The organism is Bradyrhizobium sp. USDA 4501 (genome assembly GCF_054062115.1).
This window is the reverse complement of sequence record NZ_JBSSEX010000001.1, coordinates 6,136,352-6,159,846: the sequence shown is the minus strand read 5'-3', so window position 1 is coordinate 6,159,846 and position 23,495 is coordinate 6,136,352. Positions and strand designations below refer to the sequence as shown.

General features: G+C 65.2%; 13 protein-coding genes and 5 pseudogenes. 9 read left to right on the top strand and 9 right to left on the bottom strand.

The genetic code is table 11. The features are described from left to right. Positions 1-85 precede the first annotated feature (85 nt). A pseudogene (locus ACVWZM_RS28325) lies at positions 86-963 on the bottom strand (NmrA family NAD(P)-binding protein). Between the two features lie 117 nt (positions 964-1,080). Here ACVWZM_RS28325 and ACVWZM_RS28320 point away from each other — a divergent pair. After that, positions 1,081-1,976, top strand: a pseudogene (locus ACVWZM_RS28320) (LysR family transcriptional regulator). Positions 1,977-1,998: 22 nt separating this feature from the next. Here ACVWZM_RS28320 and ACVWZM_RS28315 read toward each other — a convergent pair. Both ACVWZM_RS28315 and ACVWZM_RS28310 read right to left on the bottom strand, forming a co-directional pair. Further along, positions 1,999-2,349: a hypothetical protein gene (locus tag ACVWZM_RS28315; RefSeq protein ID WP_210262513.1), complete on the bottom strand. Its 351-nt coding sequence runs from the start codon at positions 2,347-2,349 to the stop codon at positions 1,999-2,001. Positions 2,350-2,534: 185 nt separating this feature from the next. Further along, on the bottom strand, positions 2,535-3,461 hold the full coding sequence (locus tag ACVWZM_RS28310; protein WP_456855392.1) for a LysR substrate-binding domain-containing protein: 927 nt from the start codon (positions 3,459-3,461) through the stop codon (positions 2,535-2,537). Between the two features lie 186 nt (positions 3,462-3,647). Here ACVWZM_RS28310 and ACVWZM_RS28305 point away from each other — a divergent pair, with 186 nt between their 5' ends. The 7 genes and pseudogenes from ACVWZM_RS28305 (at position 3,648) to ACVWZM_RS28275 (ending at position 12,097) form a co-directional block, all read left to right on the top strand. Beyond that, positions 3,648-4,634, top strand: coding sequence for an NAD(P)-dependent oxidoreductase (locus ACVWZM_RS28305; protein WP_456855391.1), 987 nt, complete (start codon positions 3,648-3,650; stop codon positions 4,632-4,634). A gap of 51 nt (positions 4,635-4,685) precedes the next feature. Then, a pseudogene (locus tag ACVWZM_RS28300) lies at positions 4,686-5,009 on the top strand (MFS transporter); the annotation flags it as partial. An 82-nt stretch (positions 5,010-5,091) separates the two neighbouring features. Further along, positions 5,092-6,018: an MFS transporter gene (locus tag ACVWZM_RS28295; protein WP_456855390.1), complete on the top strand. Its 927-nt coding sequence runs from the start codon at positions 5,092-5,094 to the stop codon at positions 6,016-6,018. A 29-nt stretch (positions 6,019-6,047) separates the two neighbouring features. After that, on the top strand, positions 6,048-7,376 hold the full coding sequence (locus tag ACVWZM_RS28290) for an MFS transporter (RefSeq protein WP_456855389.1): 1,329 nt from the start codon (positions 6,048-6,050) through the stop codon (positions 7,374-7,376). A 22-nt stretch (positions 7,377-7,398) separates the two neighbouring features. After that, complete coding sequence (locus ACVWZM_RS28285; RefSeq protein WP_057016890.1) at positions 7,399-8,424, top strand: amidohydrolase family protein; 1,026 nt, start codon at positions 7,399-7,401, stop codon at positions 8,422-8,424. Positions 8,425-8,610: 186 nt separating this feature from the next. Beyond that, positions 8,611-9,285: an RraA family protein gene (locus ACVWZM_RS28280; protein WP_076826028.1), complete on the top strand. Its 675-nt coding sequence runs from the start codon at positions 8,611-8,613 to the stop codon at positions 9,283-9,285. 325 nt (positions 9,286-9,610) lie between these two features. Further along, entirely contained in the window at positions 9,611-12,097 is a 2,487-nt protein-coding gene (locus ACVWZM_RS28275) for a TonB-dependent receptor (RefSeq protein WP_456855388.1), read from the top strand. Positions 12,098-12,216: 119 nt separating this feature from the next. Here ACVWZM_RS28275 and ACVWZM_RS28270 read toward each other — a convergent pair whose 3' ends face one another. The 3 genes and pseudogenes from ACVWZM_RS28270 to ACVWZM_RS28260 all read right to left on the bottom strand — a co-directional run. Then, complete coding sequence (locus ACVWZM_RS28270; RefSeq protein ID WP_076826024.1) at positions 12,217-12,990, bottom strand: SDR family NAD(P)-dependent oxidoreductase; 774 nt, start codon at positions 12,988-12,990, stop codon at positions 12,217-12,219. Between the two features lie 198 nt (positions 12,991-13,188). After that, positions 13,189-13,809, bottom strand: a complete 621-nt coding sequence (locus ACVWZM_RS28265; RefSeq protein WP_076826023.1) for a hypothetical protein — start codon at positions 13,807-13,809, stop codon at positions 13,189-13,191. A 62-nt stretch (positions 13,810-13,871) separates the two neighbouring features. Then, positions 13,872-14,312, bottom strand: a pseudogene (locus tag ACVWZM_RS28260) (LysR substrate-binding domain-containing protein); the annotation flags it as partial. On the opposite strand from ACVWZM_RS28260, the pseudogene ACVWZM_RS28255 reads away from it, so the two are divergent. Then, positions 14,304-14,984, top strand: a pseudogene (locus tag ACVWZM_RS28255) (SDR family oxidoreductase); the annotation flags it as partial. The pseudogenes ACVWZM_RS28260 and ACVWZM_RS28255 sit on opposite strands and share 9 nt — an antisense overlap. Positions 14,985-15,003: 19 nt before the next feature. Here ACVWZM_RS28255 and ACVWZM_RS28250 read toward each other — a convergent pair. The 3 genes from ACVWZM_RS28250 to ACVWZM_RS28240 form a co-directional block, all read right to left on the bottom strand. Continuing rightward, on the bottom strand, positions 15,004-19,353 hold the full coding sequence (locus ACVWZM_RS28250) for a translocation/assembly module TamB domain-containing protein (protein WP_456855387.1): 4,350 nt from the start codon (positions 19,351-19,353) through the stop codon (positions 15,004-15,006). Then, entirely contained in the window at positions 19,353-21,377 is a 2,025-nt protein-coding gene (locus ACVWZM_RS28245; RefSeq protein ID WP_229191098.1) for an autotransporter assembly complex protein TamA, read from the bottom strand. Before ACVWZM_RS28245 ends, ACVWZM_RS28250 begins: the two co-directional genes overlap by 1 nt. 931 nt (positions 21,378-22,308) lie before the next feature. Then, the gene (locus tag ACVWZM_RS28240; RefSeq protein WP_456851881.1) at positions 22,309-23,394 is read right to left on the bottom strand and encodes an IS4 family transposase; all 1,086 of its coding nucleotides are present in this window, start codon (positions 23,392-23,394) and stop codon (positions 22,309-22,311) included. Between the last annotated feature and the right edge of the window lie 101 nt (positions 23,395-23,495).

The following is a 23,495-nucleotide window of genomic DNA, read 5'->3' as shown; positions in this document are numbered from 1 at the left end:
GCATCTTCGATGCGATGCGACCTCTCCCGCACGCGGAGGAGGGGTGAAGGAAGCGCTTGCTTCGCTGTAAAGCCTTCATTCGCAGCTAGCCCTTGCGCCACTGCGCGGCGGCGTCGCGGGCGAAATCGCGATAGGCCCGCGGCGCGCGGCCGAGCAGCTTCGTCAGGCGTGCCAGCTCGTCGGCCGTCGCGACCGCGCCGTCGCTCTGGTACCGGCCAAACATGAGGCGCATGTCGAGCGCGAGCCATGCCGGCATCGCTGCCTTGAAACGCTGCTCCATCGCTGCGAGATCGTCGCCGCCATAGCTTATCGCGCGGCCAAGCTCATCGCGCCAGATCGCAGCCGCGCCCTCGCCGGTCACGACGTCGGGGCCAACCAGCGCGTAAGTCTCGCGGCCGAGCTGGGCGGACGCGCGCTCGCGGCGCAGCAGCTCGATCGCGGCCGCCTCGCCGATGTCGCGGATATCGACCATCGAGATGCCCTTCGCGCCGATCGGCATGCCGTAGGCGCCGAAGTTCAGCAGCGGCTCCTTCAGCCGAAGATCGTTCTGGATGAAATAGGCCGGACGCAGGATGGTCGCGGGAAGATCGAGCGCCTCGATCATCCGCTCGACCGTGTGCTTGCCGGCGAATGCGGCACGTCCGCATAGGCCTCGCCCTTGAACACCGAGAGATAGACGATGCCCTTGACGCCGGCCTCGCGCGCGGCAGTCAACGTCAGCATCGCCTGCGTCAGTTCGTCGGCGGCGTTCGGCACCAGCAGGAAAAGCGTGCTGACGCCAACGAGCGCCGCACGGACCGAATCCACGTCGGCAAGATCGCCGCGAACCGCCGTCACGTGCTGCGGAAATTGCGCCTTGCCGGGCGAACGCGTCAGGGCCCGAACGTCGACGCCCTGACCGGCGAGATGATTGAGAACCTGGGTGCCGATGGTGCCCGTGCTGCCTGTCACCAGAATGGTCATGTCGAATAACTCCTTTGTTGCGGCAGATCGTCTGCCGCTGCGGCGAAGCTAGACGTTCCAATTTTCCTTTGGAGATGGCATTATCTGAACAGGCCGTTTCGAATATGGAACAGTTCGATGGACCTTCAGGCACTCGCCGATTTCAATCTGGTGGCCGCGCATGGCGGGCTCGGCCGCGCCAGCCGGGCTTCCGGACGGGCCAAGGCCACGCTGTCCCGCCGCGTCGCCGAACTGGAACAGAGTCTCGGCGTCCGCTTGATCGAGCGGGGTTCGCAGAGTCTGCGACTGACCGATGAGGGCCGCGCGCTGCACGAGCGTACCAGCGGTCCGCTGCCGACATCGCCGAGGCCGGCGAAGCCGTGGTGCTCGGCGCGTCGACGCCGCGCGGCCGCTTGCGGGTCAGTGCGCCGGTCTTGCTCGCCCATGTCGCGTTCGACCGGATCGGTGCGCGCTTTGCGCACGCCTATCCCGACGTCCAGCTCGAGATCGTCGCGGAGGATCGCCTGGTCGACCCGGTCGAGGACGGCTATGACTTCGTCATCCGCATCAACCCGTCAGCGGATGAACGTCTGGTCGGCCGCCGCTTCCTCAACGACGAACTGCTCGTCGTGGCGCATCCCGATCGACAACGGCCGACGACCGCCGCGCGCGATCCGAATGGCGTCTCCGTCGATGCCGTTCTGATGTCGCAGACGCCGCTGGATACGCTCTGGCGCATCCGACATGAACGCGAAGAAATGATGCTCAGGCCGCGGCCAATGCTGCGTCTCTCATCGATGCTGATGATGCGCGATGCGGTGCTCGCAGGCGCGGGCGCGGCCCTGCTGCCGAAGCTGCTGGTCGATGACGACATTGCCGCGGGTCGGCTTGCCTATTGGGGAACGGATGCCAGACCTCCGGTCGATATCTGGGCACTGCAGAGCTCGCGACGGCTGGTCGGCGCAAAGGTTCGCGCGTTTCTCGACGTCGTCGAGCAGGCATTCCCGAACCGGGTGTTCGTCCCGCCGGCCTGAGTTGCAGCCCGGACGATGCGCCTCAGGTCATGCTGCCCGGCATGAAGCAGCGCACTCGCGGGTGGCCGTCGACATAGTGCTTCCACACCATGGTGCGCCCGATCTTGTTCGGCTCGGTAATCACGGCCTCGTTCGGCACGACAACCCATTCATTGTCGATGAGCACGCGATAGTTGCCGTGATCAGACTCCCAGTCGGGATCGGCGACCACATAGCCGTCAGCATCCGAGCAGCATTGTCCATAGCCGCTGTGCAGGCTTTCGAACCAGGGCTTTAGCGGTGAATTGGCGTAGCGGCCGTCGTCCCGCGCCAGGGTCGGCGATGTCAGCCACATCGTCCCGAGCAGCAGTGCCGCACGCGTGATGGCGTGCATGTCGTCGTCTCCGTGTCGATCCAGCTGCGGGCGCGCGTCACAGACTGCTCGCCTGCGACGCTGCCGCCGCAGGCGAGAGCACGACACATCCGCGCCCCAGCACCTGACATTGAACGATGCAAGAGCAGGGCCAGACGGGATGCCGGAAGACTACGGCCGACGAAAGTATAGGGCGTGCGGCACGATCAACGACTCACTGCCGCGACCTCCGGCGGTGCGCTGCGCGACGCTGCCTGCAGCGCGCATTCGACGAACCGGCGCGGCAGCAGCGAGGCGTTGGAGCGCATCGCCACCAGCATGCGGCTCTCCGCATCCGGCGTGTCCAGCGGCTTCGCCACCACATTCATCACGCCGGCCTGCTGGTAGCACGACGGCAGGATCGACAGCCCGATCCCGGCCGCAACCAGGCTGAGCACGGTGCGCAGTTCATGCGCCTCCTGCACCACGCGCGGGGCAAAGCCCGCCCGCCGGCACAGCATCGCGGCCTGATCACCGACACCGCAGCCGCTCTCGGCCATACCGACGAATTCATGCTCGGCAAGGTTGGCCATCTCGAGCGCGCCCTTCGCGCCGGCCAGCGGATGATCCAGCGGCAGGAACACCATCAGCCGGTCGCGCCACACCACATGGACCTGCAGATCGGCCGCCGGCCTGAAATCGAGCGGCGGGCGCATAATCGCGACATCGAGTTCGGCGTCGGCAAGCGCGCGCAGCTGCGTTGCCGTCGACATGTGCCGGAGTTCGATCTTCACCCGCGGATAGCTGGCGCGAAAGCTGCGGAACAGCTCGGCGAACATGTCGAGCATCGGGACCGAGCCGGTGAAGCCGACGCGGATCATGCCGGCCTCGCCGCGCGCCGCACGGCGCACCGTCTCCGACGCCAGATCAAGCTCGCTGACCGCGCGCCGCGCATGTTCCAGCAGCAATTGTCCGGCTTGCGTCAGTTCCACCGCGCGCCGCGTCCGCGCCAACAGGCGCGTGCCGAGCTCTTCCTCCATCGCCTTGATCTGCGTGCTCAGCGGCGGCTGGCTGACATGCAAGCGTTTGGCGGCGCGGCTGAAGCTGAGCTCTTCGGCTACCGCGATGAAGTAACGAAGCTGCCTGTAATCCATCGCTTATTCCGATTCCCTATAAGTCGGGGGTCAACAAGGTATTTGACCTCACGGGGCCGTTTCCCGATCTTCGCGCGAAATCACCAGTCCTCCAAGGGAGAAGCGCGCGAAATGCGTCAGGTTCAGACACGACGGCGCGGCGCTCGCAGCGGGTCAGCCATGCAATATCGCAGCGGACGATAGAAGATGACCGTTCCGTTTCGCGTTCTCGTCACCGGCGACAGCCTCGCGCCGGCCGCCGTCAATGTCCTCAGCGAGATCGGTGCAGATGTCGTGCTGATGCGCGATGCCGTCACGCCTGAGCGTCTCGCGCATGAGATGGCGCGGGCGCCGACGCAGGCGATCCTGATGCGCGGCAATCCGGTGTTCTCCGCCGCCACCATCGCCGGCAATCCGCACCTGCGCGTGATCGCAAAGCACGGCGCCGGCATCGACAGCGTCGATATCGATGCCGCAACCGCCAGGCGCGTGCTGGTGATGGTCGCGGGCGACGCGAATGCGCCTGCGGTTGCCGAGCACACCATCGCATTAATCCTCGCGCTCGGGCGCGACGTCGTCAGCCTGAACGCGCGAACCCATTCCGGCGCCTGGGACCGCGCCACCTATCGCGGCCGCGAAATCCGCGGCCGCACGATCGGCCTGGTCGGCTTCGGTCGCATCGCCCGGCACGTCGCCCGCGCGGCGGCCGCGCTCGGCATGAGCATCGTCGCGCTCGGCCGGAGCAGCGGCCGTGTCGATCCGGCGCTGGCGCGCGAAGCCGCCGATCTCGCCGAGCTGCTTGCGGTCTCCGACATCGTCAGCCTGCACGCGCCGCTGACCGATGCGACGCGCGGCATGATCGATGCCGGGCGGCTCAACGCCATGAAGCCCGGCTCCCTCCTGATCAACACCGCGCGCGGCGCGCTGGTCGACGAGGACGCGCTGTGCGCGGCGCTGCGCAGCGGCCATCTCGCCGGTGCCGGCCTCGACACGCTGGCGGAGGAGCCGCCGGCGAAAGACAGGCCGATCCTGCAGGCGCCGAACCTGATCGTGACGCCGCATATCGCAGCCCAAACCGGCGCATCGATCACGCGGACCGGCGTCGAGGCCGCGCGCAACATCGCAGCTGTCCTCACGCAACGCGACATCGATCGCGCCAATGTGGTCAACCCGGCGGCACTCGACGCGCCTTAAATCTCGCAGAAACGGCCCACCAAGAGGCCGCGACATCAAGAGGAAACGAACATGAATCTGGGGTGGCTGTCCAAGCTGTCCACCGTCGAACGCAAGACCTTCTTCGCTGCCTTCGGCGGCCTTGCACTCGATTCGATGGACACGACAATCTACGCGCTGGTCACGCCGGCGCTGATCGCAACGCTGAGCCTGTCGCGGCCTGACGCCGGCATTCTGGCTTCCAGCTCGTTGATCGGCACCGCCCTGGGCGGCTGGGTCGCCGGAATTGCCGCGGACCGGTTCGGCCGGGTGCGCGTGCTGCAATTCACCATCCTCCTGGTCGCGGTCTCGACCTTTGCCGCCGCCTTTGCCGACGGCTTCTGGTATCTCTTGGTCGCGCGCGCCATCCAGGGCATGGGCTATGGCGGCGAGGCCGCGGTCGGTGCCGTGCTGGTCGACCGAAGTGGTTTCGGCCGGCATGCGCGGCCGCGTCGCCGCCGCGATCCAGAGCGGATACGCCGTCGGCAATGCGCTGTCGGTGGCGCTGTTTCCCGTCATCTTCGGCTGGCTGTCGCAGGACATGGCCTGGCGCGTGTTCTTCGCGATCGGAATCCTCCCCGCGCTGCTGGTCTTCTTCGTCCGCCGCTTCGTGCCGGAATCCGCGATCTTCGTCGAGGAGAAGGCACAGCGCGCCGCCTCGCCGGCGCATAGCTTCTGGACCATCTTCACCGGCGAGCATCTGTTCAAGACGCTGGTCGCGACCTTCTTCACCACCGGCACGCTTGGCGCGGCCTATGTGATGATCACCTGGCTGCCGACCTATCTGCAAACCGGGCTGCATCTGCCGGTCACGCACACCGCCGGCTATCTCGCAGTCAACATCTTCGGATCGTTCGTCGGACCGATCGCCTTCGGCCTGATCGCCGACCGCATCGGCCGCCGCAAGGGTTTCATGCTGTTCCTGGTCTGCCAGGCACTGAACGTCGTCGTCTACACCCAGGCGCCGATCGGCCAAGGCATCACCATCATCCTCGGATTCTTCCTCGGCGCGCTGCAGGCCGGCCTCGCCTCCGGCCTGATGCCGACCTTTGCCGAGCTGTTTCCGACCAGCATCCGCGCCAACGGCGCCGGCTTTGCGCTGAGCGCAGGGCGCGGCCTCGGCTCGATCGTGCCGGCGACCGTCGGCATTCTCTCGACGCGGATGCATCTCGGCGACGCAATGGCGATCTGCGCCATCTGCGGCTACACCGCCGCGTTCTGCGCGGCATTGCTGCTGCCCGAGCAGCAGGGCATCGACCTCAGAACAATGGCAGCGGGCGGCGCGCCGGACGGAGCCGAACGCCCGCCGCACGAACGAGAGGCCGGACACCCAAACAACGTCCGAAATGGCGCCGCAACCCAATGAACGCCATTACAATGAACGGGAGGATTGCAATGGCCGGAGCGTCCGTCACTGAGCTCGAACAACAGACCATCCGCCGCGTCTATTGGCGGCTGATCCCGATCCTGTTCGTGATGATGTTCTTCAACTATCTCGACCGTATCAATCTCGGCTATGCCGGGCTGACGATGAACAAGGACCTCGGCCTCAGCCCCGCGATCTTCGGCTTCGCGGCCAGCATCTTCTTCCTCGGCTACATGGTGCTCGAGGTGCCGAGCAACCTGATGCTGCACTGGCTCGGCGCCCGGATCTGGCTGGCGCGCATCCTGATCACCTGGGGCCTGGTCGCCGCGTTGACCGCCTTTGTCTGGAATCCGCTCAGCCTCTATGTGATGCGGTTCGGGCTCGGCGTCGCGGAAGCCGGCTTCATGCCCGGCGTGGTGCTTTACCTCACCTACTGGTTCCCGGCGCGCTATCGCGCCCGCGCGGTGGCGGGATACATCATCGCCGGCTCGTTCTCGGCGGTTTTGGGCGGGCCGATCTCGACCAGCATCATGACCTGGTTCGATGGCATTGCCGGTCTCCACGGCTGGCAATGGATGTTCCTCGCCGAGGGCGTGCCGACCATTCTGCTCGGCCTGTTCACGCTCTATTATCTCACCGACCGCCCGGCCAAGGCGAGCTGGCTCACCAAGGAACAGGCGGCCTGGCTGGAAGGCGAACTCGCCGCCGAGCGGGCCGAGATCGAACAACAGGGGAAGCACAGGTTGATCGAATGCGTCCTCGATATCCGGGTCTGGCTGCTGGCGGCGCTGTTCGGCTGCGCACTGGTCGGGATCTACGGCCTCTTGCTGTGGCTGCCGCAGATCATCAAGGGCATGGGCGATCTCAGCAACATCCAGGTCGGCTTCCTCTCGGCAATCCCGCCGCTGCTCGGCGTCATCGGCACCATCGTGGTCAGTCGCAGCTCGGACAAGACCGGCGATCGCAAGTTTCATCTCGCGGCGGTCTATCTGCTGGCCGCGGTCGCGATGCTCGGCAGCGCCTATGTCGCGAGCCCGGTGCTGGCCTTCGTGTTCCTGTGCATCGTCGGCTTCAGCCTCAATGCCGGCAACCCGCTGTTCTGGAGCATCAATGCCTCGCTGCTGACCGGCGCGGCCGGCGCCGCCTCGATCGCGCTGGTCAACACGCTGGCGCAGTTCGGCGGCCTGATCGGGCCGTGGTGCATCGGCCTGATCAAGGACTCCACCGGAAGCTTCTCCTGGGCATTGGTCGGCATCGCCGGCTTCCTGCTCGTCGCCTCCGCCATCGCCGCCACCATGCGCGTCAAGCCGCGCGAGACGGAATTGACGGGCGCGATCCCGTCATCCGTCGCACACTGACACCCCTGCCAAGGAAGCAACCATGATCATCGATTGTCACGGCCATTACACCACCGAGCCGGCCAAGCTGCAGATCTTCCGCGACAAGCAGCTCGCCGGCCTCGCCGACAAGTCGCGCCGGCCGCTCACCACCAATCTCGGCATCACCGATGACGAGATCCGCTCCAGCGTCGAGGGCGCGCAGCTTCGCCTGCAAAGGGAGCGCGGCACCGACGTCACCATCTTCTCGCCGCGCGCCGCCGGCATGGCGCATCACGTCGGCAAGGAAGCGACCAGCCGCGAATGGACCACGATCTGCAACGACCTCGTGCACCGGGTCTGCACGCTGTTCCCGCAGAACTTCGTCCCCGTGTGCCAGCTGCCGCAGAGCCCGGGCATCAAGCCTGCCAACTGCATCGAGGAGTTGGAGCGCTGCGTGACCCAGCTCGGCTTCGTCGGCTGCAACCTCAACCCCGATCCCGCCGGCGGCTATTGGTGCGATCCGCCGCTGACCGACGAATGGTGGTATCCGCTGTATGAGAAGATGGTCGAGCTCGACGTGCCGGCGATGGTCCATGTCTCCTCGTCCTGCAATCCCTGCTTCCACGGCACCGGCGCGCATTACCTCAACGGCGACACCACCGCCTTCATGCAGTTCCTGACTTCGGATCTGTTCAAGCGCTTCCCGACCCTGCGGTTCATCATCCCGCATGGCGGCGGCGCGGTGCCCTACCACTGGGGCCGCTACCGTGGCCTCGCGCAGGACATGAAGCTGCCGCCGCTGTCGGAGCATCTCTTGAAGAACGTGTTCTTCGACACCTGCGTCTATCACTTGCCCGGCATCGAGCTGTTGACCAGGGTAATCCCTGTCGAGAACATCCTGTTTGCGTCCGAAATGGTCGGCGCGGTCCGCGGCATCGATCCTGAAACGGGTCATCACTTCGACGACACCCGCCGCTATATCGACGCGCTGCCGCTGAGCGCGGCGGACAAGGCCAAGATCTTTGAAGGCAACGCCCGCCGCGTCTATCCTCGCCTCAACGCCCATCTCGAACGCCGCGCGCATTGAACGTTGCCGAGACAAGCACTCCAACTCCTCATCCTGAGGTGCCCGCGAAGCGGGCGTCTCGAGGGATGCAGGCCACTAACCGGGCCACATGGTTCGAGACGCGCGTTCCGCGCTCCTCACCATGAGGGTCCAACCAAGCAGCAAGACCGACAATCGACTTCAACCAATCAATCTCGGAGAAAACCGATGGCCATAGGATTTGCAATTCACAAAGCGAAGCGGAAAGTGTCGCCTGACCTCGTCGCGCGCTACCGCACCCTGCCGGTCGCCAATATCAGCGATTCGATGTCGCGGATCGCGGGCACCAACCGGCTGCGGCCGATGCATGCGGGCGGCTGGCTCGGCGGCCCGGCGCTGACGGTCAAGACCCGTCCCGGCGACAATCTGATGGTCCACAAGGCGATCGACCTGGCCCAGCCCGGCGACGTCATCGTGGTCGATGCCGGAGGCGTCCTCGTCAACGCCATCATCGGCGAGATCATGTCGATGCTGGCCGAGAAGAAGGGCGTCGCGGGCTTCGTGATCGACGGCTCGATCCGCGATGCCGGCGCGATCCGCGCCGGATCGTTCCCGGTGTTCGCCGCCGGCGTCGCCCATCGCGGCCCCTACAAGGACGGCCCGGGCGAGATCAACTGCGCCATCTCGATCGACGGCATGATCGTCGAGCCCGGCGATCTCATCGTGGCCGACGACGACGGCGTGCTGTGCGTGCCCCATGACGACGCCGAGGCGATCTGCAAGCTGACCGAAGCCAAGAAGGCCACCGAGGAAAAGGCCATCCAGCAAATCCTCGCCGGCACCAGCGACCGCCGCTGGGTCGACGAGGCCCTGCAGCGCCTCGGCTGCGAGTTCAAGGACTGAGACGATCGGCGGTCCCAAAGGCGGCGATGCCCGCCTTTTGGGCACGAATTTGCGCCAAGTCGGCCGGAATCATCCCGCCCGTATCGTGTGCGTGTGCCCGTCCATCAAAATCGGGAATTTTTCCCGATTCCAGATGGAAAAGAATCCCGGTCCCCCGGGATTGATCTTGTTTGCCAAAGCAAGGGCGTTCCCGCAGTCTCCGAGCCAAGGTTCGTCGGGGATCAAGCCGAACCGCGGCTTGGGGGTGGGCGTCATGGCTGCTGCGTTGTTGCGTGCGGCAACACGGTCTTTGTCTTCTTCGGTCTATACGCGAGGCGCTGCGGCCGTGCTGGCTGTTATTGGCTCTGCACTGCCATCGACTGTCCTGCATGCTCAGACGGCCGATCCGGTCCCCACTGAACTGCCGCCCGTCAACGTGATTGCGCCCACACCTCTGGCCGGCACCCGCAGCGCAAGGCCGACGGCACGGCCGGTGGTTCGGACCACGCGAACCGCGCGAACCCGAACCGGACCTGTTGCTCCGGCAGCGGGACCCGATGTCGGCACCGCTGCACCTGCCCCCTCCGACCGCGACTCCACCCTGATTGATCGCGACAAGGTCCCGTCCAACACCGCGGTGATGACGACGCAGGATTTCAGCCACAACTACTCGACCAACTTCCTCGATGCTGTGAACCGCAAGCTGCCCGGCGTCACGCTCGGCGACCAGACCGGCAATCCGTTCCAGCGCAACCTCGACTACCGCGGCTTTACCGCCTCGCCGGTCCAGGGCACGCCGCAGGGCATCGCGGTCTATCAGAACGGCGTGCGCATCAACGAATCCTGGGGCGACGTGGTCAACTGGGACTTCATCCCGGAAAAGGCCATCGACAGCGTCGCATTGTTTCCCAACAATCCGGTGTTCGGCCTCAACGCGATCGGCGGTGCACTGAGCATCCAGATGAAGAACGGCTTCACCTATCAGGGCTCCGAGGCTGAACTGTTCGGCGGCGCTTACGGGCGCGTGCAGGGCAGCGTGCAGGCCGGCGGCCACAGGGACAACATCTCCGCCTACGCTGCGTTCGAATCCGCGTATGATCGCGGCTGGCGCGACTACGCCAATTCGTCGCACATCAACCGCATGTATGTGGACGTTGGCGCACGCAACGACGACACCGAATTTCACGTCAATTTCACCGGCGCCAGCAACCTGCTCGGCAACGTTGCGGCAACGCCGGTGCAGATGCTCAATCAGCGCTGGTCGAGCGTCTACACCTGGCCGCAGACGACGCTGCTTCAGCTCGCCTTCGTCAACGCCACGCTGAACCATAATTTCTCGGATACCTGGTCCTTCCAGGGCAATGCCTATTTCCGCGGCTTCCGGCAGACCCATGTCGACGGCAACGGCACCGACGTGCATGCCTGCGACGGGGGAGACAGTTTGTGCATCGGCGACGACCTGCCGATTTTCGGTCCGGCGGGAGGTCCCTCGGTTCCGAACACGCTGGGCAACGCCTTCGTTGGCGAAGTCGACCGCAACCGGGCCGCGACCAACAGCTTCGGCGGCACAGCCCAGCTGACCAACTCGGACAAGCTGTTCGGACACGACAACCACGTCGTGATGGGCGTCAGCGTCGACCACGGCAACACGAAATTCACGGCGACCAGCGAGCTCGGAACGATCGATCCGAACAACCTGTTCGTGACCGGCACCGGCATCTTCATCAACCAGCCCGATGCCGGTCTCGCCCCGGTCGACCTGCGCGCAACCAACACCTACACCGGCGTATATCTCACCGATACCTTCGACGTGACGAACAGGTTCTCGGTCACTGCTGGTGGACGATTCAACTATGCCCAGATCGATCTGCAGGACCAGACCGGGACAAATGACCAGCTCAACAGCAGCAACCGATTCCAGCGCCTCAACCCGGTGATCGGCGGCACCTACAAGATCACCCCGAACCTCACCTTCTATGCCGGCTATTCGGAGGCCAACCGCGCGCCGACGCCGCTCGAGCTCGGCTGCTCCGATCCGGCCCGCCCCTGCGTCATCGATTCCTTCCTGGTGTCCGATCCGCCGCTCAAGCAGGTGGTGTCGCACACCATCGAGGCCGGCTTCCGCGGCACCTGGGGCAACGACGCCAGGACCGGCATGCTGAGCTGGGGCGTCGGCGCGTTCCACACTCTGTCCGACGACGATATCATCCGGGTGCAGAGCCCCATCGGCACAGGCAATTTCGGCTATTTCCAGAATGCGGGGCAGACCCTGCGGCAGGGCATCGAAGCCAAGCTCGACTACCGCGTCAATCGCTGGAACGCCTATGCCAACTACACCTTCATCGATGCGACCTATCGAAGCGCAAACACGTTGCCGGCTCCCGACAACCCGAACGCCCTGACCGACCCGAACAACGATGACGTCCGGTTCATCAACGTCAAGCCGGGCGACCATATCCCGGGCATTCCGGCGCACCGCTTCAAGGCAGGTGTCGAGTACCTCGCCACCGACGCATGGAAGGTCGGCGCCGACATCAACGTGGTCGGCAGCCAGTGGCTGATCGGCGACGACACCAACCAGAGCCAGAAGGTCCCGGCCTACGCGGTCGTGAACCTGCACACCTCCTACAGGATCACGCCGAATATCGAGGTGTTCGGCCTGATCAACAACGTCTTCAACCAGCATTATTATCTCGGCGGCGCGTTCTACGAGACTGGCGGCTTTGCCAGCGCCGGAGCCGCGCCCAATTTGATGGCGCAGCTGACCGATCCGCGCACCTTCGTGCCCGGCATGCCGCTCGCCGCCTATGCCGGCATCAGGGCGAAGTTCTAAAGCGCGATGAGATTAGGTTGAATCGTCATCGCGCTTTAGCTCTTTGTCTGAGCATGATCTTTTCGGAAAACCGCTTCGCACTTTTCCGGATCATGCTTTAGGGCAATTCCTGGAAGACGCTACGCCACCGTCCCGCCGTCGACCGGCATCGCGATGCCGGTGACGAACGACGCCTTGTCCGACAGCAGGAACACCGCGACCTCCGCGATCTCCTCGGGACGCGCGGCGCGGCCCATCGGATTGCGGGTGACCGCGGCCTTGATCAGCTCCTCTGGATCGGCCTCGTTGTGGCCCGGCTGGTCCGGCCGGTTGACGAACACCCGCAGCATCGGCGTGTCGATCGCACCGGGGCAGATCGCGTTGACGCGGACGCCGTCCTTGGCGTGGCGCTTGGCGAGCGCGCGCGCCAGCCCGATCACGCCGGCCTTGGCCGCCGAATAGGTCGGACTCCACGGTGAGCCGACCAGGCCCGAGGTCGATGCAGTGAACAGGATGCTGCCCTGGCGCCGCGCGGTCATCTGGCCGAGCGCCGCGTTGGTGGTGATCAGCTGCGAGCGCAGGTTGAGATCGACGCTGAGATCCCAGCCTTCCAGATCGTCGATCACGGACGGACCGGGAATGCCGAGGTGATTCCACACGCAGTCGAGCGCTCCAAATTCCTTCACGGTTGCCGTGACGATGTCGCGCGCAAAGCCGTCGTCGCGCAGATCGCCGGTCAGCGCCAGCGCGCGTCCGCCGCCCTTTTTGATCTCGTCGACCACCGCCTTCGCGCCGGCCTCGTTCTGGTCGACCACCGCGACCGCCGCGCCCTCGCGCGCGAGGATGCGTGCCCCGGCGCGGCCCGCGCCGGATCCCGCGGCGGTGACGAGTGCGATCTTGCCCTGCATGTCCATGTTTCGATCCTGACTGTGCCCGTGAGCTCGAGCCTTCTTGGGTTCTGAAGTTTTGGTTGAATCAGGACCGCAGCGCTGCCGTCTTGCGCTGACCCGCTAAAGCTTGATCCGGAAAAAGTGCGAAGCGGTTTTCCGAAAAGATCATGCTCAAACAAAGAGCTAAAGCGCGATGACGATTCAGCCTAATCTGATCGCGCCTTAGCGGCCGCCGAACAGGACCGGAGACTGGCCGGGCAGCAGCTGCGAATGGATGTCGCTGTCCATCCGCTCCGCCCCTTGCTGGGTGAAGCTCGCGCCGAAGGACAGGCTGAGATTCGAAGTCGGCCGGAACTCGAGTCCCGCGCGCGCCGAATAGCCGGCGTTGACACCCGGATTGCCGCTGAACGGCGCCAGCGGTCCGCCGGCACCGGGCGGATTGTATTTCAGGGTGTCGAAGCCGGCGAAGAAGGTCACGGGCGTATTACCGACGCCCCTGAAATTGTATCCGAACTGCGCGCCCTGATATTCCAGCGAGCCGAACGCCGCTGATTGGCCGAGTGCGTTCCAGCCGACGCGACCGCCTTCGCTGCCGGCGAACCAGCCGTCGGGCCGGCCGTTCAGGTATGAGAAATCGCCGCCTTGCGCGCCGGCGGCGTCAAAGCTCGGAAAGTTTCCGTAAGTATCCGCCTTCTGGCCGTCGGCAAGGCTGCCGCCGAAGCCGAACAGCGAGCCCGGCGTCCAGTAGCGCACCGGGCCGGCCTGGGCACTGGCCTGCTGGCCGCTCAGGCACAGCGCCAACACTGCGATTGCGGGGCCGAGTTTGCTTACCAAAGTGGTCATCAGATTACCGTCACGAGTACAGGGATTATACGTCCCACCGACCGGGAACACCAGCCTGCGCCCTACCCCGCCGCGAGCAGCTTCTGCTTCAGCAAAACCGTCAGCCAGTCGGCAAATACCGGCAGCCTCCGCGACAGGTGCTGACGGTGCGGATAGAGCAAGGTCATCGGCATCGGCTCGGCGCGGTGCCGCGGCATCAGTTCAACGAGCTCTGCGGCGTCGATATGCCGCTTCACGTCGTCCGCGGGAATCTGGCCGGCGAGGCAGCAGGCGATATAAGCCTCGGCGCTGTTGACGGTGACGCGGCCACGCATCGCGATCGTGCGCGTTGCGCCCTGCTCGCTCCACTCCCACTCCTCGATGCGGCCGGTGGAGGGCGAGGCGTAGTTGACCGCCCAATGCGCGCCGAGATCGTCGGGCGTTCGCGGCGTGCGAGATATCCGGGGCCTGCGACATTCATCAGCGTCAGATCGCCGAGCGGCTGCGATCAGACCGGAATCGCTGCGATCGCGATCCACTACAACAGCGCGGCCACCAAGGCCGATGCCGACGCGACGGTGGCGGCGCTGCAGGCCGCAGGCAGCAAGGCGGTCGCCTTCCAGGCCAACCTCACGACATCGGGCGCGATGGAAAAACTGTTCGCCGACGCGGTCGCCGCGATCGGCCGCCCCGACATCGCGATCAACACCGTCGGCAAGGTGTTGAAGAAACCGATGATCGAGATCTCGGAAGCCGAATATGACGCGATGAGCGCGGTCAACGCCAAGTCCGCGTTCTTCTTCCTCAAGGAGGCCGGCCGCCACGTCAACGACAACGGCAAGATCTGCACGCTGGTGACCTCGCTGCTCGGCGCCTACACGCCGTTCTATGCGGCCTATGCCGGGACCAAGGCGCCGGTCGAGCATTTCACCCGCGCGGCATCGAAAGAGTTCGGCGCGCGCGGCATCTCGGTCACCGCGATCGGACCCGGACCGATGGACACGCCGTTCTTCTATCCGGCCGAAGGCGCGGACGCGGTCGCCTATCACAAATCGGCGGCGTCGCTGTCGGGCTTCTCCAGGACCGGGCTCACCGACATCAAGGACATCGTGCCGTGGATCCGCCTGCTGGTGTCGGACGGCTGGTGGATGACCGGCCAGACCATCCTCGTCAACGGCGGCTACACCACGAAGTGAGGCGCGATCTCGGTCGCCCTTACCATTCGAATCGCGTGCCGACTCCGACGGATGTCGAGCCCTTCGCATCGACATCCGACTCGACGCGGATATGGCGCGTCACGTCGACATTGGCCGACACTCCTGACTGGCTGGCGCTCGCGCCCGTCCGCACGCCCACGCTCAGCCTGTCGCCGATCGCGCGCGAGGCGCCAACCATCGGACCGCCCGCTCCGGCGCCGACGTCCAGATTGTCGACCCCGAGCGAGCGGCGCATGCGGTCCACCGTTCCCTCGCCACCGCTTGCGAACTGAGCGGCGGCCCCGGCGAGCTGCACGGCCTGCGAGGTCGTCAGGCTGCCCGAACCCTTCTGAAAGAGAATGCGCGACAGGATCTCGTCCTGCGGCAACTCGGGCTGCGAATGGAAGGCGAAGACCGGCGCGGCCGCCGGGCCCGAGATTCCGACCTGCGCGGTGATGTCAGAGGCCTGTATCTCTGCCGCGAAATCGAGCTCGGGCGCGAGATCGCCATTGAAGGAGAGATTGCCCTTGGTGAACGTCAGCGTCTTTCCGAGCACCACCAGCTTGCCCTGATAGAGCGAGAAAGCCCCCTTCGGAACCGGCGCGTTGCTCGTGCCGCCGACATGAACGGAGCCGCCGAGTTCTGCGGTTACCCCGCGGCCATGGATGAAGACGTGGTTCGGCGCCGAAACTGTCACGTCGAGCGCGGCGTTGAAGAGCGCCGGACGCTTCTTGTTGCCTTTCGGCGTCTCGGCCTTGCGCGCAGCTGCGAGCCGTGCAGCGGCCTGCCCCGAGGCGTTCACATGGTTGATGCCGTCGATCGGCTTCAGCGTCGACGGCAGGCGATCCGGAATATCGACGTTGACGCGAGTCAAGTCGACGCGACCGACGATCCGCGGATCGCGCGCCAAGGCGCCTGTGACGTCGATAGCGAGATTGGCCTGCGCGGTCGCCAGCGCGCTGGAAGCAAGCGTCGCCTGCTGACCGCGAATCGAGATCGTGCCTGGAAAACCTGCATCCGGGGCGACCCTTACCTCACCGGAGCCGGACAACGTACCGCCGTTGGGCGTCACCGCGGTCAGGCGCTCCACGACGATGCGCTCTCCTTCGGCGGTGATTTTCGCCTCGACGGCATCAAGGCGCGTACCGAGCATGCTGTCACGGAAGGTACCTCCGCTCATGGTGGCGACACCGCCGATCTGTGGCCTGGTACGCGTGCCGCCGACACGGGCATCGAGCGTAACGCTGCCGGACACGGTACGGCCGGAGGCGGAAAGCGCGGCATTGGCGACGGCGGCATCGAGGCGGCCCTTCGCGGTCAGCGCGATCGGACCCGTGGCGTCGAACGGCACCGTGCCCGACGCCGTGATCGCGCCGGCTCTTCCCGCGGCAATTGTGGTGTTCAGGCTCGCGCGGCTGCCATCGAGCCGTCCGTCCGCGGCAACGTCGATCGGCGGCAGGCCGGCGCTTCTGGTCTGCGGCGCGGTGAGCTGCTTGACCGCGACCTTGTACTGGCCGGTCGGCGCGCTCATGGAGCCCGCAATGGCCGCTGACGCGTCGAGGGTCCCGCTCAGGCCCAGACCGGGTATCGCGACATCGGCCTCGCCGAGCGGGATCGCGCTGGCCATGGCCTTAAGGTCGAGCACCTGACCGGCTTTGCCGTCCATCGTGAAGCGGCCACGTCCAATCCCGAGCGCCAGATGCTCGATCAACACCGAGCCATCGTCGAGCGTGAAGCCCGCGGGGCCCTGCAGCGCAATCGCTTTGGCGCCACGGCGCGCGGTGAAGCGGTTGAGATCGAACCGCACCCGCTCCCTGGTGGTCAGTGCACCCGCGGCATCGAGATCGAATCCGGCAGCCTTGGCGGACAGGCCGATCGTGCTCGCATCGGCATTGCCCGCGGCCGCCAGCGTGACGTTTGAGACTGTCTGACCGCCGAACTCGGCACCATTGACCTGCGCATCAGCATTGAGCACCGGATGGCTGTAGAGATCGGCGCCATCGGCGCGCAGATCGAAACTGCGGACGGCCGCACCCGCGGCACGGATTCCCGCGCCCTTGCCGGCAAGCCGGATCGACTGTTGGCCGCCATCGGCCGAAGCGGCAAGGTCGAGTGAGGCCGAACCGGCGAGCTCTGTAAGGGCAAGCGGCGAGAGATCGGCGAGCGCCCCGGCTGCGAAGCGAATCTGCCCGCTGGCGAATCTCTGGGCGTCGATCGTTGCTGCCCCCTTCAGGGATACCGATCCGATCGCGATGTCGATGGTCTTTGCATGCCAACCGGCAGCGGCGGGAGCTGCGCGATCGTCGGGCTCCGACGATCGACGACTCAGCTGAACAATCCCGCGCGCTGGCTTGCCGTCGACGGAGCCGTCGAGCTTGGCCTCGACAGCACAGACTCCGTTGATGTCGTTGACCGTCGCGGCGAGCCCGAGATGCGGAATCGGACGCCGCATCGCGGTGGCGCGATCCACCGAGGCCACGAACGAAACCCCGGGATGTGCGAGCCCGCCGGTCAGGCCGACGTCGAGAGCTCCCGCACCGGTGAGGCGAGCATCGGCCGCCGAGAGATCCGGCAGGTCCACACGCGCCGACAGGTCGCTCGAGTCGCGCGTCACTGTTCCTTTGGCGCGAACCGCAACATGGGCACCATCGATCGACGCGTCGCGGACCGTGTAAGTGTCGCGGCCGTCAGCAGAGATGTCGGCTGCCAGTGCGAGCCGCGCCCCCGCGAGCCCATCGAGCGCCGCAAGTCCCGTCGCAAGCTTCTCGCCGGCACCTGACATTCTGATATCGAAGCTGCCACGCTGTAAATCCGTGTCGAGATCGAGGCCGAACGCCACCGAACCCTTGAGCTTCAACCCGGCAAGGTCGGCAAAGGCGCCGAGGTCGGGCACGGTTCCGGTTGCCCGGCCATTCAGGCGATCGGCGCTGACATCGCCTGTATAGGTGGCCTGAACCGTTGATGTGCCGATCCCGAGACGCTCGATCCTGGCGCGGCCGCCCAGGTCCGTATCGCCATGGAGCACGAGCGACGCGGTGTTGCCGATCGCGGCCGCCAAACTCGCGTCGCGTGGCGCGATGCCGGAAGCGCGCAGGTTCGCGTCAAGGATGATACGCGTTGCGGGATCGCTGGCCTCGGCACGAGGAACGGCCGTGATCGAAGCATCAAGCGTCTCGACGTCTCCGTCCGGCAGATGAACACCCGACAGCGCGAGCTTGACCGATGCTGTAGGAGCCTTGATTGGGCCGTTGACGCGGCTGTCGAAGACGAGGCTGCGGATCGAGCCTTGGTCAGTCTCGGTCACGTCGCCGTTGCTTGGCAAGGCGCGGATCGAAGCCGCAAAATCCACGACCTTGTCGGCTCGGAGCAGACCTTTCGCGTCGAGCCGTGCGAGACGGCTCGTCAGCGTCAGCCCGCCCAGGGCGACGCTGCCGTCGTCACCAAAATGCGTCGTACTGTCGAGATGGGTTTCGCCCGCGAAGACCGGCGCGGCGATCGCCGGCAACAATGGTTCGAGGTGACTGGCAAGGCGCGTTGCGAGCACTCGGGCCGCGCCGTTTCGGTCAAGCGCAATCGTGCCGGTCGCATCGATCGTGGGGCCGGCCTGCAACTTCAGGGCACCGCGAAAGCTGTCGAGCGTGCCCTTGCCTCCCAGTGCGAATGTGACGGGCGGCTCGCCCGGCAGATGGCCGAGCTTCGACATGAGTCCGTGGGCTGGCTCGTCGAGCGTGACGTCGAGGGTAAGCGCATTTCCCTGCGGAACGTAGGCGAGAGCAGCCTTGAAGTGGCCCGGAAAATCCTTGCGGGTGGCATCGAGGTTGAAGACGAGCCCTTCCGAGGGCGAGCCGAACTCGGTATTGCCGGTCGCCGCGACACTCAAAGCTTCACCCAGAATCGACTGTCCCAGCGTCAGGGCCCGCAGGTCGAAAGCCTTCACCTGCACCTTCACCGGAAGGTCAGGCAGCATCGGCTGATCGGACTCGGCGGCAGGCTGGTCGGACGGAAGCGGCTTTCGCCTGATCTCAAGTGTGCCGATCTCGAGACGGTCGATTTCCAGCCGCCCCAGCAACAATGCGCTGCGTCGCCAGACGAGGCGCGCCTTGTCGAGCGTCAGCCAGACACCGTCCTTGTCGGTGATGCTAACGTCGCGGACCGTTGCATCCGAGGACAGCACACCATCGACGGCGCCGACATGGACCTGGGTCGCCGGCGTCGAGAGCGTCCGCGAGACGAGACTGGCCAGCACATCCTGCTGGTTCTCGCCGCTCCCGCCCACCATTCCGTAGACAACGACACCAAGCACCGCGGCAGCGATGAGACCCAAGGCCGCGACGGCGGAACCGATAATGAACAGCCGTCGGATGCGCATCAGAAGGCTTGCCCAATGCTGACATAGATCGCGTAACGGCTGTCGCCGGGGCGAGGGTTCAGCGGTGTCGCAACGTCAAGGCGGATCGGGCCGACCGGCGTGAGATAGCGCAACCCAAGTCCCGCGCCGTAGCCCACATAGTCGTCGAAGCCTGGCAGGGACGATCGGGAGGCGGTGCCAAAGTCGAAGAATGGCACGAGGCCGATGGTGGGAGTGATCTTGACCCGCACCTCGGCGGAGCCCTCGATCAGGCTGCGACCACCGGTGATTTGACCGAACATCATCGGCGAAATGGTGTTGAAGCCGTAACCGCGTACGGATCCGCCGCCGCCAGCGAAGAAGCGATGTGCGTCCGGAATCTGGTCGAGCGGCGCGCCCGCAAGCGAGCCTGCGGCCAACCGACCCGCCAGCACGTAGTCGGCCTGCTCGTCGAGCGCATAATAGGCCGAGCCCGCAACCCGCGCTTCGAACAGATCGATCGTGGAACCCATCAGCTTCGGATAGGCATTGACGGTCGCCGAGAGGCGCACACCGCGCGTGGGGTCGAGCGGATTGTCTGTCGTGTCGTAGCGGCCGGTCGCCGTGAAGCCGATCAATGTCGCATCGACCCGCCCCAGCACGTCCTGCGATTTCGATTGCTCGACCTGGAGACCGGCCTGCAGCGAAGCCGCCTCCGAAAAGCGATGGATCACGCCGAATGTGCCGCGCACCGTGTCGTCAGTGTAACCGCCGAGGTCGTTGTTGCCGACACGCTCGCGGAACGCAGTGGCCTCGATCAGTAGATCGTTGGCCGTACCGAACAAGCCCGGCTTGATGAAGGTGCCGGTAAAGCGTGCGCCGAAATCCGAGCCGCTCAGACTATTGAAGCCGGTGAAGGACGTGCCGTCGATCCGTTGCAAAAGCGAGGCGGACGCTTCGAGCCTCAGGCGCTCGCCGCCGCCGAATATGTTCCGATCCTCGTAGTAGCCAGCAATGCCGGGACCATCGACGGTGGAATATTTCGCCGAGAGGCCCACCGCATGCCTTGGCCTTTCCGTCAAATCGATGAAGACCGGCAGATTGCCATTCTCATCGAGCTGGTCCGCCTCGCGGACGCGAATTCCCCCGATGGCCGGGATCTTTGCGATCGAGGTTTTCGCCAAGGCGAGCCGCTCTGGCGAATAAGGCTCGCCTTCCCTCAGGTAGACGTGCGTGGCCACTACTCTCGGATCGACGTCTCCGCCCGAGATCGTCACGGCGCCGATGCCGGCCTTGGGGCCCGCTTCGACCCGCAGCCGAAGGTCCATCGCGGCGGTGCCATGATCGACGGTGGCCTTGACGTCGGCGACCTTCGCGAGCGGATGTCCGTTGCTGCGGAACCAGTCGACGAGCTTCACCTGCGCGGCGCGCAGGTCGGCAGAGATCGCGGGATCGCCGGACTTCAGCGCAAACGCGCGGCGCGGCAATCCCTGCGGCGCTTGGTCGCGCGGATAGTCTACATCAACGGCACGCAGCTTGAACAACGGACCAAGTCGCGCGATGACCTTGACGGGCACAACGGTCCGATTGCGAAAGCTGTCGGCCCGGCGCGCGGCCGCGGCAAGCCCGATCTCGTCGAGGGAGATTGGAACTCCATCTATCGTCACATCGATCTGGGCGTTGTAGCGGCCAAGCCCCCAAAGGGCATCGAGCAGCGGATTGATATCCGCCTGCAGCCGGCGCGCGAGACCTTCCCCGTCCGGCGGCGGTTCCTGTCGAAGGCGATAGGTGCCGGCGGCATCGCGCAATGCCTGTTCGGCGTCGCTATCGTTCTTGCCCTCCGGCGTCTTGGCTTCGATCTCCAGCCGATAGGACAGCGTCGTGGCGCTGACCGGCGGCGGATCGTCGGAACCGAACAGGCCAAAGAAGTCGAGCGCGTGAGCCTGCTCGCACAGCGAGCAACCGACGACAGCGACGCACGCCGAACGCAGAACGCGCCGCGCTGCAGCGATGAAATACCTTCGCCTTGCCCGCCCCGGCAAAGGCGGCAGGCATCGTCGCACCACGATTTGCTTGATTGTTCCGCTCCGCCTGCCTGTTGACGCGACCCGAGTCTGTGCACCTCGGGTTCCGGCGATCCCCTGTCTCCGCATTCAACAGGCACCACACGCGAAGTTGATAGACTCATGATGGACAATGTTGGGCAAACGTAGGGGAACTTCGACGTTCGTCGAAGTTATCGACTCTCCGATGCGCGCCACCATCGGTTCCGGCAACCGCATCTTGCGGACAATCCGCTACACGCGTCATCACGATTCCATGGCGCTGATGCCGGAACCGTCGCCAGTTAAAAGCAGAGTGCAAGCTCGGCCGATCCAATCCGCAAATGCAGAGGGACAGGTTCAGGTCGGGCCGGCAGTCTGCTGCCGTGGCCGATCAACGCAGAGCCCGTCATCGGGCAACGCGTTGCGTGGGCGCATTAACCAATCCGGACCCTGCCACTGCTTTGCCCGACGGCGCACGCCCCCGCGGCCGTGGTCTTACCTCCCGCGTTTTTTATTACGCGGGACCCATGGGTGCGATCGGCACCCGGCTTTCCCTGCGCCCTCTGTTTCCGGAGTGGCGAAACGAAATGCAAAGCTCGGACAGATCATGTCGCGAGAGCGCGGAAGTATGACTCACCGGCAGCGCAATACATTCGGTGTCGTCCCGGCGAAGGCCGGGACCCATAACCACCGAGCGTGATTGTTGAACGATGTGGAACGACGAGTCCCGTTCACGACACCCGCCGCGGCGTATGGGTCCCGGCGAAAGCCCATAGGCGCTAAGATAGTTTGATCATAGTCTGATAGTGGCGCTTATGTCTGGGTGGCTCGCGTAGATGTCGCCGGAGAGCGTGACTGGCTCTGCAGAGTAGAGCGATTGCGGGCTGTGGAATGATCGCTTGCCGTAGCGAAGCGACGAGCTGGCGCAGCAGACGCCACGTCACTGGGTGGGTCAGGCGGCGTCGGGCAAGCGGGGAGAGTCTTCGAGTTCGTCGACGAGCGGCTCGAGCAATAGAATGATCAGCAGATGAGCGAGGATATGGGGTCTGGCGGACCGCTCGTCGGTTCCGGGAGGTCCCTTCAGGCCAATCAGGCTTTTCAGCCGCTTGAAGCCGAGCTCAATGCGCCATCGCAGCCGATAGAGGGCGAGGATATCTGCAGTCGTGAAGTCCTCTGGCCTGAGTGAGGTCACCAGGATCACCCAATCTGCGGCGTCAAGTGTTTGCCTGGAGAGCTGATGACCTCCCTTTTGTGCAGTCCGGCGCGCCTTGCGTCGCGCAGCCGCAGCAGCTTGCGCCGGCTTCTTCGCGGCAACCAGACGCACTGCGAGCGGCGGCGCACCTGACTTGCGCTTTATCCAAATCGGCCGATCGATCAGGCCACGCGCCGAGGCGTTGCGCAGTTCGGCAGTGAGGTCAACAAGATTACCTTCGGCATCGAGCCAGCGCGCGCTCTTCCAGCCGGCCCGGATCACGAAGTCTGCATCGGCATCGACGAGATGCGCCATGCGCTCCGGTTGCAGATAGGCGCGATCGGCAAGACGGATCTCACCGGCAACCGCCGGTATCCGATCCAGCGTCTCGCCCGCTCGCTGATCGGTCAGCTCGAAGTGACCAAAGCGCTCCTGCGGAAGATCGAACGCGCTATGGATACGCCACACTGCGTTCTTGTTCCTGCCGCTCGTCCCAGCCTTGGGGACCGTCGTGGCGTCAACAATACGGATCAGACGACCGCGGCTCGCCTTCGGCGCCGCGTCGGCAAGCGCCTGCTCGACCAAGATTGCCAGCCAATCTCCGCACTGACGTAAGCGATACAACAGAGCCACGTTGGAGATATCGACAAGCCCAACCGACGTGGCCCATGCCGCCGTCAACCGCAGCCCTTTCTCACCAAGGCAATAAGCCAAGATCAGGCGCAGCAAGTCGACCGCATTGCTGATCTCCCGCGGACGGACAAACGCCTTCGTCTTGCGCGCGCTAATGTTCAGAGCCTCGGCTCCGCCAAGTCGGGCGACAACGCGCGCCCAATCTTTGTTCACAAGCGATTCGTGTGCCATTCCATCTTGGAATCACAAACGAATCCAAGGCGCAAATCCTATTTTAGCGCCTATGGGCGAAAGCCGGGACGACGTGCGGAGAG